This window comes from Candidatus Pseudomonas adelgestsugas (assembly GCF_004124255.1).
In the GTDB taxonomy this organism is placed as follows: domain Bacteria; phylum Pseudomonadota; class Gammaproteobacteria; order Pseudomonadales; family Pseudomonadaceae; genus Aquipseudomonas; species Aquipseudomonas adelgestsugas.
Genome location: NZ_CP026512.1, coordinates 1,486,459 through 1,499,493 on the forward strand (window position 1 = coordinate 1,486,459; position 13,035 = coordinate 1,499,493).

A 13,035-nucleotide genomic window follows, 5' to 3' on the forward strand; every position below is an offset into this window, starting at 1 on the left:
TGTAAGTATGAATGCTTACTTGCTGTTGCCACACTCTGAAAAGTTTAATATTTTATTTATCTTTACGTTATACCAGAGCGCGAAGCTTATACTGCATAACATCGAATGTGACAAGAGGATCAAGTCATTTGATTCACTGTGCTTCGAGAAAGTTATTATTACCCAGCAAGTAATTTATCATTATATCACTGATCAACATTTGCACCAGACTAATAAAATCGAGATGATTTTCGGTGTAGCAATGCTTGAACTTACTAGTAAACAGCTACTGGCTAAGAAAAGCTATTGTGGTGGTCAATAAAATAACGTCTGGATATTTACTTTATGGCGTATAAATATACGCTACATAGTAAAGTACATGGATTATGATGTTTTTTTATCAGCACGGCCAGAATTTTATTCTAAGGCTATGGCAGCCTTTTTTTCATGTAGTCGATCTCTTTAATAAAAGAGTTATCAGCGTTAATTTCTTTGCTGATCAAATCAAGTTTCATGATTCCCGAAACCGTGATTAATTTCATAGCTTCTTCCAGAATCTGGATATCATGATGTTGCCTAATATTAGCGGAAAAATCTTCCCTAGCTCATTTGATTGTTTCTCTACCGTTAGCCGCACTAAAATTGCGCTGCGTAGTATCGCGGTTTTTGCCTATGATGAGTTCAACTCCACTACAGGCCGGTTTACGGCCGGTAAGATATTTTACCGATTAAATACGATCTATGGGATATCGTAAGATTGGTTAGAAAATATTATGCTAATAATGAAGCTTTAAAAACATTTGGTGAGACTGGTATCAGTCGTGTTTGCATATTGTACAGCCATAACGCTCAACTTGCATTAAGCTTAGAAGTACGACCTCAAGTCGTAAATAATCCGATATTTTGTCTGCGAGAATCAACCTTTTGCTAATGCAATACATATAGTGAGCACTAGGTAGTACGAAAGACATCACTTCTATATATCCAGCACCTGGTGTACATGGCCGACTTAGCAGATTGCTTAAATATTGCCCTAAACCGATAAAAAGTTTATCGCCCTTGGGAGACCAGTTATGTCTGTTGAAAAATCGAATATATTACGTAACACTGATAGTATTCCGCTAGTCAGCGTCGTAGTGCCGTCTTATAACTATGCAAAATATATTAGCAAAGCTATTAATAGTGTCATAAACCAGAGCTTTTCAAACTTTGAATTACTGATCTCTGATGACTGCTCACTAGATAATAGCTGGGAAGTAATTTGTAACTTTAATGATCCACGTATTCGGACTTTCCAACAAGAAAAAAACCTTGGGCCTGTTGGTAACCTTATATTTCTAATTCAACAGGCACGTGGCAAATATATTGCGCTGCTAAATTCTGATGATACCTGGTACCCATTAAAACTTAGCAAGCAAGTTATGATCCTTACCGCGCAACCTAAATTAGGCGCCTGCTTTACATGGGCAAAGTTAGTCAATGAAACAGGTAAAGGAATATCCGGGCCAGAGGTGATTTGGAATGATGTATTTAGACAACCTAACCGCACTCAAGCAGAATGGCTGAAATACTTCTTTTTAAAAGGTAACAGCATTTGTCATCCGAGCATGCTAGTGCGCAAAGAAGTGTTTGATAAGCTTGGTTATTACAACCCTGGTTTAAGACAACTGCCAGATTTTGATATGTGGATCCGGCTAGTTAAGCAGTTTCCGATTTATATTATCCAAGAGAACCTAGTTACCCATATGCGCAGTGGCAATAATATCAGTGCAGTTTCGCTAGAAAACTCAGCACGAAACTTAACAGAGTTAGTCGAGATATTTAGTTTATTCTTTGAGTCGCTTGCGGATGAAGTCTTTACTGATGGGTTTTCTGAATACTTTAAACTCAAAGGAGTACCTGTTACTCAGGCTAGGCTAGAAGCCGAGAAATTCTTCTTGCTGTTAGAAAGTGCGTTTGTGCAAGCCTCTGGTAAGGCTGCGGCATTATCCTGGTTTATCAAGAGGTGCACAAATCCTGAATTCGAGCGTGTATTGCGCGATGAATATATGTTTTCAATTTTTGATTTCTACCAGATAACTGGGCAGGCTGGGTTTGGCCATTTTTTTATGGCTGCCAATCAAGCTCCTATTCCTATATCTACTTCGGTAGATGAAATCAACATAAACACGTTAAAACAAGGTCGTATTATCTACTTTTTAAAATGCATAGTACGCCACTTACGCCAAGAGCGATAGCGTATCAATACTTAGGACCTTTAAGTTAAAGCAAGCAGATCAAATGCACATCAGCATACGCCTGCCAGAATAGCGAAAAATTTTTAGAGATTATTATGAAAACATTTTTTGGTCTTATTGGTGCCGGTGGACATGGTAAAGAAATAATGCCCATGCTACGATCGATGATTGAGAGTACACTAGCAGGATCAAACTATGAATTATTATTTATCGTAGAGAATCTCAAAACACCAACTTATATTAATGAATATCCCGTAATTAGCCTACAAGCCTTTTTTAGGCTTCATGGCATTAAGCGATTTAACATTACAATCAGTAATTCTAAAAAGCGGCAGAGAATTGCAGAAAGTTGCATGGCTCAAGGTGTTTTACCTTTTTCGTTGATTGCTCCTAGTGCAATTTTATTGGATAGTAACGAGATTGGCGAAGGAGTCATGATCTCTACGCAAACCATCATTACTTCTAATGTAAAAATTGGTCGTTTCTTTCAAGTCAATAACCAGTGCAATATTTCTCATGATTGTATTATAGGCGATTTTGTGACATTTGGACCTGGAGTGAGATGTAATGGAAACGTCACAATTGGTGATCATGCTTATATTGGCGCCGGTGCTCTGATTAAGCAAGGCAAGCCAGAGGCTCCATTAAAGATTGGTGCAGGAGCATTTGTTGGCATGGGTGCAGTTGTTATTAAAGATGTTGAGCCATATACGACTGTAGTAGGTAACCCTGCCAGGTTAATGGTGAAGTAATGTCAAATGCAAGCTTGCACTTTGATGTATCGGTGCTATTGGTTACCTATAATCACGAGTTATATATTGAGCGCACCTTAAACTCACTTTTTAGCCAAGATTTTTACGGCTCTATTGAGTTAGTAGTAACTGACGATGCTTCCTCTGATAATACGCTACAATATATTCAGCGCTATGAAGGTACAGACGCCCGTTTTACTTTTAAGTACCTTTCGCCTTCAGCAAACTTAGGCATCACTAAAAACTATCAACGCGGTTTTCTTGCTTGTTCTAGCCGCTATGTCGCGGTGCTAGAAGGCGATGATTATTGGAGCAGTCCATACAAGTTGACACGCCAGACTCAATTTCTCGATGAGCATTGGGAATGTGACCTTTGCTCCGTCAATTACTTTATTTATTATGAAAATAATGCAAGCTTTGTCAGTCGAGTCAAGCGCGGCGATGGTTATCGCCTTTTGAATGCGCGTGACTTGATTTTAGATAATCTAGTGGGTAATTTTTCTACTTGCCTCTATAGAAAGTCAGCATTAGAAGCATTGCCTGTTGAGTTGTTTAACATCCAATCTTACGATTGGATCATCAATATCTGCGTAGCTAGAAGCAGTCTAATTGGTTTTATTGAAGCACCCATGTCAGTTTATCGCATACATTTAAAAAATGCTTGGCATCAAGCTAATCGTACTAAGCAATTAGAAATGCAGCTGAGCCTGATTCCTACATACGACCAGCTTACAAATTATGTATTTCATGCCAGCTTCTTCAAGCTGCAACTTGATTTGCGCAGAGCGCTAGTGCTTTCACGTAACGATAAATGGTCAAGCAAAGTTGCACGCGCGGTAGCATGGAGCTCAGCTAACCTTGAACAGTTTATATCGCCAATAGTGATCAGACTTTTCGACGAAATTATACCTCCATTAATTAAAAAGATCATCCTTAAGATTCTCAAACCATAGAGAGAATTCATGAGTAATACTTTAATTAGCGTGATAATGGCGACCTTTAATCATGCGAGTTACGTAAAAGAAGCAATTACTAGCGTATTAAATCAGCATGGCGAACTGGAATTTTTGATTGCAGATGACGGTTCTACTGATGGTACCCGTGAGATTATTGAATCAATGATCGACCCTAGGATTCGTTTTTTTCCTCATTATAAAAATCGTGGTGCCTGCACAGTTACCAATGAGTTGATTGCCCTTTCAAAAGGGCAATTTATAGCACTGATTAACTCAGATGATTTTTGGTGCGACAACAACAAGTTAGCCTATCAATTGCAGATATTGCTTAAGAATCCACAGTTAGGGGCAACTTTTAGTCAAGCATATTTTATTGATAAACATGGCAACCATATTAGTAAAAACCGACTGACCTTTGGCTCAGTATTTGAGCAACAAAATCGATCTAGGGGCAAGTGGTTACGCCTTTTTTTCGATCAAGGTAACTGCATTTGCCACCCGACAATACTGATTAGGCGTGCATGTTATAATAATATAGGTGTTTACAATAACAACCTTCGACAGCTGCCTGATTTTGATATGTGGGTCCGACTAGTAAAAAAATACCAGATTTATATATCTGAGCAGCAGCTAATTAGCTTCCGTGTGTTACCAAGGCACAGCGCTAGCAGCCAAACAGTGGCCAATTCTATACGCTCAATGAATGAGCACTACTTAATTGCCACCTCATTCTTTCAGAACGTTAGAGCTCAAGAGCTTAAAGATGGATTTTGTGACCTACTGAAATATCCTAACATACCTAGTGACATACATCTTAACATCGAGAAAACGCTGCTTTTTTTCATGCCAAACAAAGCATTTAGCAAAGTATATGAGATAGTTGGTATACTCAAGCTCAATCGACTCCTCAGCTCAGATAGACATCGAGAAGTGCTAGAAAAGGATTACAAAATTAATGCCAGCTGGTATCATCGCAAAATGCAGGAAGTTGCTGTGCTGCGTCCAAAGTTTTCGGCAGTAGTCAGCAATAATATTGCCAACCTAAAAAGTGTTTACTTAAGACTTTTTAGATCTTAATTAGTGAACAAAATACAAAACTTGAGAAGAAAAATTAATACGTTTTATCTGTCTGCCTGCTATTGTCAGGCTAGGTCTTCTTGCAGTCTCTGATACAGAACAATATAGACTATCAATAACTCAAACTCGTTATAGACAGTCTAGTCAAACACTTAAGTACCTTCTAGCGTTTATTTGAGTGATATAACTAGGCATATAATGCTATAGCTAGTGTTTTCTAAAAAGACGTAAAACTGCCCATCATAAAAAACTAAAAATTAATATGGCTTATTAACTGTACGAGCAACACGCACTCTTCGTCAAAGTGCAACAAAAGCTTTTTAAGACTAATCTAGCAAACTTAAACTTTGCCACTAAACTCAACATCAGAAAACTACATACATATTCAATCAAAATTATCTAGCAGGAAGATAATCTTTATTATAACTATAGCTTTACAAGCTCAGTGTTATGTTACAGCTCAACAAGTACTAATTAAAAATAACTTGAGCTACAGATATAAACTAGCATTAAATTACTTATGTCTATCCATGGTTAATGGTGTCTATACAGTAATGACCGGAGAAAGTACCTACTGCAAGTTATACGGGTACAGTAGATACCTGTTTATGTCGTACTACTCTAATTACAAAATACCTCATCAGCATTATGAGTACTAAATCCAGGTTTAGTATTGGCTACTATTTTTTTTGAATAGCAAAATACACTCAGTCAAGACGCCGGATCAGCCATGTACGAATTCACCTATTTAGCCATCTCTATAACACGTAGGATATTTTTTACGTGATCTATGCCAGTAAAACAAATATCTTTATTTAAGCTCTTAGGCCAGTTTTTGACATCTAAAACATAGCTATAATAGATTGTAGCATACAGTGAGATTATAGCCTATATAGCTGATCCAGCATATTCTGGGAATTTCAGCACTAAAATGAATAATGTAGCATTTTTACTATGACCTACTATACTATTCATTGCATAGCTGAAATCACTATATAACTTTTTAGGAGCTGGACAACTATAGTCATGAGATGTTGATTGGTCACTCCTTATGGAGGTAATCTCTAAATGTAAATGCGCTAGACGAAGAATAGCGCTAGAATGTTAGCAGATAACTTAAACTTAACTAGATTATTGAGGCATGTGATCAAACACATTCCAAAATAATATGTTCAAATAACTCCATTTGGCAAATGGCATCAGCATAAAACTACTATCAAAGGTATAGTTAGCAGTTAGCGAAGATTTTTGTTATGCTAGGTTCTTTAGTTCACTAGAAATCTTTAACGTTATCTGACAATTTTTTAAAAATACTTGAAACTATTACCCAATATCATTGACACATACTAAAAAATTGCCATTACCAAAAAAACTATGTTCTGTCTACAGCTAATTTGATAGCTGTTACAGCATATTAACACACAAAAAACCTGTTGTATCAACTACATTCAGTCCACGCTTACGTTTTAATTACCACAACTAGTAGTTGATATCAGAATTAACCTAAACCAGATCAAGACCTTAATAAGAACAAGAAACTTTCTCATTCATATCAAGAATAGTGTTAATATAAACACAATTTATAACTATAAAATCCAGATTTTTATAGTTTATAACAGCAGAATTAATACACAGACATAGCATAAATCTACTGTAGCACTAATCAAGAATAAAACCAGCAATAGCATCTATAAAGTGTATAATACCTTATCGATAATACATATTAAGGATATTCATTCAGCTATCAACTAATTCATAATTAACATTACTAACGATATATTCCATAACTTTAACTATAATACGGGGTATGTTTATATTATAAAATAGTCGAAAACATATGATATAATCTACATCATCATTAACCAGCAGACTATCAAAAAGCATGGTATGTAGAGTATGCCGATCAATTTTGATTATGCTTATCAAATAAGCAAAACTTATTGCGCTGAGATCAGTAGGCGGTTTATGCGGTGCCTACAAGGCACTAAGCACCTAATAAAAAAACTATAGATAGCCGCTAACTATGTATAGAATTAGTCTATAGATATAGAGACACTTTGCTGTGGTCGTATGCAGTTTACAGATGACTTAACAGTGCGTTTGTTTTCTTGCTGCTGTCTACTACGGCTGCGCACTTTTTGAACGTATTTATTTAGAAAATTGCGGATAGCAATACCGCATTCTTTAACCAGGATATTTGTGAGTTGATGATAATAGAGGTTCGTTTTAGTGTAGTAGTACTGTTTTACGATTAGCTAATTGTAATTAACTTATTACATAAGCGCAAGACACCATTCGCTATAATTTAAAACCTAGAATATAATACCGCTAGCATGATAAAACCTAATTAGTAACAACTCCAGCTATAAAGCTTACTAAGTTAACTATTGGTGAATATTTCAAAAAAACGTTATCATGATTAACATGAACAAAACATTTATATACTGCAAATTTATGCAGAATCGTATTTACAAAATACATCAAAAGACTTTCATACTACTTAAAAGTGTACGGAATTTAATATTATTTAAACTATAGTTTAAATTTTAGTCAGCCATTTTTTATTGGCAGACGGTTTATAGAAAACCTATGGTTAATACCTCTAATACGACTATAAAAGACTTAACTAAATGACTATCTTAGTAACTAGCAGTACTAATTTTTTATTAGTGCATACATTCTATTAGAGCCTATTCAGCTAAACTTATGAGATTAATCATGAATCTGAATAAGATAATCTATACTAGCAATTTAGTAAACCTTAGCTTGCTTACTGCAATATAAACTATGTGCCATCTTTAAATAAGCTGCTCAGTCACGCTTTTACTTTTAACTATTTTGTATATTACACTCGAATAAGTCTATATCTCCATGGCTAAGAACAACTAAGCGTTTACTTAAACAGACCAGCGCAAGAGCTAACAGCTTTTACTAGGTCAAATAAGGCTGCGAGAGAAAACTTGACAGGCTCCTATTAGGATATCTCTAGCTTGCTAGTATCGACTACTAATTACTGGAATAGCAGTTCGTACCTTTTCTCGGAAAAGCTAACTCCTTTGATTATCGTCTAAACTCTGGCAGGTAAATTACTGCTGGTATACGGCTATAGTAAGCACATTCATAGCTAGTTATACGTTAAAAAAACTACTATAGCACTATCCGTTGTATACTGGGACCTAATACGTTAAGCAAAACTTGCAATATAGACTGTTTTAAAAGCAGCTAACATAAATATCGTCTACACAATGTATACCTTGCTATATGAGTTATGACATCAAGTGAGTAATGCACTTTACGGAAACCAGATTCCATACGTGACTGATTACCATAGCAATGATTACCATTTGCTGAATCAATGCATGTACGATAAAACCAAAGCTTAATTGGAGACTAACTAAATATTTCTAGATTCATACCCACAAAAATGTAGATTAGTGCCTGGATAACCAGGATTGGTTCAGCAATATCCAATTTGGTTCTTACTATGAGTGGATCAAAAAACTATGCCAGGCGCTCGGCATGAAAATTCTTCTATTTGGTAAAAATGGCCAGATTGGCTGGGAGCTTCAACGCAGCCTAGCCCCTTTAGGTCAAGTTCTTGTGCTTGACTCAAAAAGCCAGAACTACTGCGGTGACCTAAATAATCTATATGGATTAGCCGCAACTGTGCGGCAATGTGCGCCTAATATCATCGTTAATGCCGCTGCCTACACCTCCGTAGATAAAGCCGAAAGCGAACCAGCCAAAGCTCTGCGTATTAACGCAGAAGCCCCAGCAGTATTGGCTACCGAGGCATTAAAGCTGAACGCCTTACTGGTACACTATTCTACTGACTATGTATTTGCCGGCACAGGTAATATACCTTGGCTAGAAAACGATCCGGTAGGACCGTTAAGCGTCTACGGTATAACCAAGCTAAAAGGCGAGCGGGCTATTCAGACTAGCGGTTGTGCACATTTAATTTTTCGTACTAGCTGGGTGTACGCAGCGCGTGGCAATAACTTCGCTAAAACCATGCTACGCTTGGCTATTGAGCGCGACAGCCTAAATGTGATTGATGACCAATTTGGTACCCCAACTGGGGCGGACCTGCTAGCCGACGTCACTGCTCAAGCGATCCGTACTATAGGCCTAAACCAGCAATTAAGTGGAATATACCACCTGGCTGCTGCGGGGGAAACTACATGGTACCGCTATGCTTGTTTTGTGCTAGAACAGGCGCAAGCAGCTGGTGTGCAACTCAAAGTAGAACCAGCCAACGTGAGTGCTATTACCACAGCAGCCTATCCGACGCCAGCTAAGCGCCCAGGTAACTCTAGACTCAATACCCAAAAACTACAAAATGTTTTATCATTGCACTTACCTAAATGGCAAGAAGGTGTAGAATTGATGGTTTCTAAACATTCTAAGAGATAAACATACTTAAACATAAATTAATTATTTTTGTCTTAGTTGGCCTAAGGACTTGTCTATACTCTGTAATCTTGGCAACTTCTAAACAGTTACTACTAATTTACGATAAACTAATGACTTACTGCTCGTTGGTCACGTTAATGCTTGCGTAATATTTGCAACATTTTAATTATTTCTAATTTATAGAACACTACGTGTTTCGAGTGCCTGTTAGGTAACAACAGAAATTAAGGCTTGGATATTTTATTCACCATGTACAATCCTAAGGATAATAGCGATAACGCAGGTATTTTATTATAAATGCAGACTGCATCGGTACGAACCTATAAGCATTGGTACCAGACAATAATCTCTATGATGGCTATATTTTTAATAAGTCACTTAATAGTATTGATGCTATTTTAAGATGGTATAAATATTATACGCTTGTCACTTAGCAGTCATGAGTATTATAGCGTTACCGAATTTGATGCCAAAATACTAGGCAAAGATTGCCCAACAGAAAAAATTTCTGAAACCAACATTCAGCTATACTGTGTTACTGGTCTATATTTCTATGATCATGGCATAGCTGAAATCGCCACAAACATCACATTATTGCAGCATAGTGAGCTAGAACTTACCAAAATCAACTGTCTTTACATATGAACAAGCTATTACGTCTTCTGGCTATAGGTTATAGCTATGCATAGCTGAACAAATAGCATACCCATGATTTTGTTATTTCAAAGCCAGGAGCTATATAATTATGCTTAAACTATGTTAAAAATTTAAAGTTACCTATCTTGATGGTAGTGAATTGCTTTTGATCATCATAGGATTGTTAAATAACAGCTATAACGTTTAGCCTATATCTTTATTTAAAGTAAAGTTATGAACTATATATTAAATGTCTGCTAAGCTAAAAAATTCATTTTATGAAACACTGAAAACTAGCGCTACTATATATTATTTTAATAAATGCTAGAGTTTTTTGATGATAAGTATAGCTTTTAAGAATTGTACTCAAAAGCAGTTTGAAGCGCTATATATCGTTATATTAAAGTACAATCCAGATAATAACTCTTGCTCTGCTAAAAATGTATTGCGCGCAGACATTTGCAACGTCTACTAAACTCAATGCAGGCTAGTTTATGTAGTGTGTGATGAGGTTTGTATATAGCTGCTGACACCAGTACAGACTTTATAGCTCTCAGCACATAGGTGAAGGAAATGTTAAGCATTAAAAAACAATAGCTAACCATAGATCTAGAAAAACTTGACTTAAATATTTATAGTCGTTAAATGAGTCTGCGAAATAGCTCTAAAAAAGCACTAATTATTATAGTTTGGTTCCAGATAGTTGCATTGTTTAGGATATTTCAAGCTTAACAGTTAAGTAATCAATTGATAGCACGCCAACTCTTTTGGCAAAAAATACTAAATGGTAACTATGGTCAGCTGCTAAGGTATGTAATTTAATACAGAATTTTCCTATTTCCCCTAAAAGATATTAGCGAACCAGTGACGTAATTGTTAATTGGTGCGAACATAATTCAGTTTAATGCATTCAAGAATGATCGTGGATCAATTACAGATATACTTTAGCTTTGCATAACACTACTAAATGTGTTAATTGCTCGCATCCTTATGCAAGCTCTATAGCGTACAGATCAAACTACGCTAATATTTACAGCGTAATTATCGAGTATTCTAACCTAAAAGCATCATCCAGATTATTACTATTGAAATTAAGAAAGCCTTAAGCATCCAAATTTTGGCTTTGAAGTGTAGGCTGCATATTTCTTGGCTGTATTAGCATACAGAACTCTAAGAACAGCAGAAAACTGCTACAGGTTTAAACTATTATTATGGTCAACCAGGAAGTTGATACTAACTACCTGTTATTTGGTAGCTACTTCATTTTAGGTAAGGTGACTACGGCCTTAATCCTTAAGTGTGTGATTCTAACAACTATCAATATCAGCTTGACATAGTCAGCGCTACGCCATCAACCAAATTCCCCAATAACATCCGCAATAATTTTGGCTTGCTCAACAGTGCTGCAGAAATGGCTTACTTATGTATAATAGTAAATATAATTATTTAGATAGCTCGCTATTCATGATAGCAAATAATTGTTTTGAATTTTGTCTGGCATTTTGAGGTAAATTTATTACTCACAATAAGTAATCTTTGTTAGGCTTATACGCGAAGAACTAATGATAATGCCGCTATAACTCTTAAAAAATTATTTAAAACTACACATAGTGATTCTGATTGTAAAAGAATAACTAACAGTAACGTCTAAATTTAAACTATACGTACAAACCTCTAAAAACGTAGCCTGGCTATACACCAAGATAACCTAGCGTTCTTCAGTACTACTAACTAGTTTATACACCATATAAAGTAAGTAATTAATGCGTAATTGCAACCACAGCCTTGCCATGCATTATGGTATCTAAACTTTTTATTTAGAACGTAGCTTTCATTGATATATTTAACACCAAGGATATTTGGTCAATACTGAGAATCAGTATATCTTTGATAGCAGCAACCGAACAGCAATGATATGCTGACTCTGACTCTGAAGAAAGTTCTGAACTACTTAATTTAAGCTAGATACAGTTCGCAACATCTAGCAAGCAGCTAAACAAACTTATAAGTACGCGTCTTGCAGATAATGGTTAATGTTGCATTAGTAACATTCAGCCTAGCTTATAGTAAACTGCTGTAACGCATTACCAGTGCAGCAAGTCAGTTACCTACCTATAAGTCAATTAGCTAATACTAAACGAACTAGTTAAACCTAGCTCGTCTTCTGTCTTAAGTTCAAAGTTCAGGACATAAATGATCTTGTTCTTTTTTTATAGTATTCGAAATCTCTTTACTCCAAACGCACTTCACTATACAGTGCGTTCAAGTGCGGAGTATTTTCGCAGTTGGCTATTGCAAGCAGCAAGACAATGATTTAAAACTAACCTTATATTATATAAATAATATTAAATATGCATAACGTGCCATCCACATCATCAAGTTAAACATATTCACAAGACTAATTACCAGGCCGATCGCAAGAATCATCACTTTCATAGAAATGTATGATTATACTGCAACTACAAGATCAAATGATTCATGGTGAAGATTAATACTCAGCACAAGGATACAGATTACCATGCCTGTACGAGCAAGCATTAGGTAGACAATGTTTGTAAATCTGTTTAATTATTGCTTTCTTAGCATATTTTTACTTATGCTGCATATAAGAAAATATGCCGAAAGGTGATCAACACCTGGTCATAGATATGCATAGATAGTAAAAGTAAAAATAGAAATTTACTAGAAGTAGCAGCGCTTAAAGGTTATAGAAGACATTAATTAGTTGTCCAAAATAACGACTATATAGCATCACTACAGACTTCATTTTAATTACACTATGTAAAATAATTTGTCTGGATATCTATATGACACGTCAACAACAGTAGCTATAAAGCTTGCAAAAAGTAAATAAGAACTTAACTAGTACATTCCTCAAAAGCTGCAATACCGCTCAAAATGGCCAGCTATAGTCGCTTATGAAGCTGTTATCAAAAATGACTCATATGTTATTACAGTGACGATGTCGCTTAATGGAGTCAA

6 protein-coding genes are annotated in these 13,035 nt (G+C 35.9%); all 6 read left to right on the forward strand.

Features of this window, described 5'->3' with window-relative positions; translation table 11 throughout:
- The first annotated feature begins 545 nt into the window (after positions 1 to 545).
- The 6 genes from C3B55_RS03740 (at position 546) to rfbD (ending at position 9,417) form a co-directional block, all read left to right on the forward strand.
- The gene (locus tag C3B55_RS03740; protein WP_129211584.1) at positions 546 to 734 is read left to right on the forward strand and encodes a hypothetical protein; all 189 of its coding nucleotides are present in this window, start codon (positions 546 to 548) and stop codon (positions 732 to 734) included.
- Between the two features lie 318 nt (positions 735 to 1,052).
- Positions 1,053 to 2,216, forward strand: coding sequence for a glycosyltransferase (locus C3B55_RS03745; protein ID WP_129211586.1), 1,164 nt, complete (start codon positions 1,053 to 1,055; stop codon positions 2,214 to 2,216).
- A 95-nt stretch (positions 2,217 to 2,311) separates the two neighbouring features.
- Positions 2,312 to 2,968, forward strand: coding sequence for an acetyltransferase (locus C3B55_RS03750; protein WP_129211588.1), 657 nt, complete (start codon positions 2,312 to 2,314; stop codon positions 2,966 to 2,968).
- Entirely contained in the window at positions 2,968 to 3,921 is a 954-nt protein-coding gene (locus C3B55_RS03755) for a glycosyltransferase (RefSeq protein WP_129211590.1), read from the forward strand. The genes C3B55_RS03750 and C3B55_RS03755 overlap by 1 nt, the downstream gene beginning before the upstream one ends.
- Before the next feature lie 9 nt (positions 3,922 to 3,930).
- Positions 3,931 to 5,001, forward strand: a complete 1,071-nt coding sequence (locus tag C3B55_RS03760; protein ID WP_129211592.1) for a glycosyltransferase — start codon at positions 3,931 to 3,933, stop codon at positions 4,999 to 5,001.
- 3,492 nt (positions 5,002 to 8,493) lie between these two features.
- Complete coding sequence (rfbD, locus tag C3B55_RS03765) at positions 8,494 to 9,417, forward strand: dTDP-4-dehydrorhamnose reductase (RefSeq protein ID WP_457912702.1); 924 nt, start codon at positions 8,494 to 8,496, stop codon at positions 9,415 to 9,417.
- Positions 9,418 to 13,035 lie beyond the last annotated feature (3,618 nt).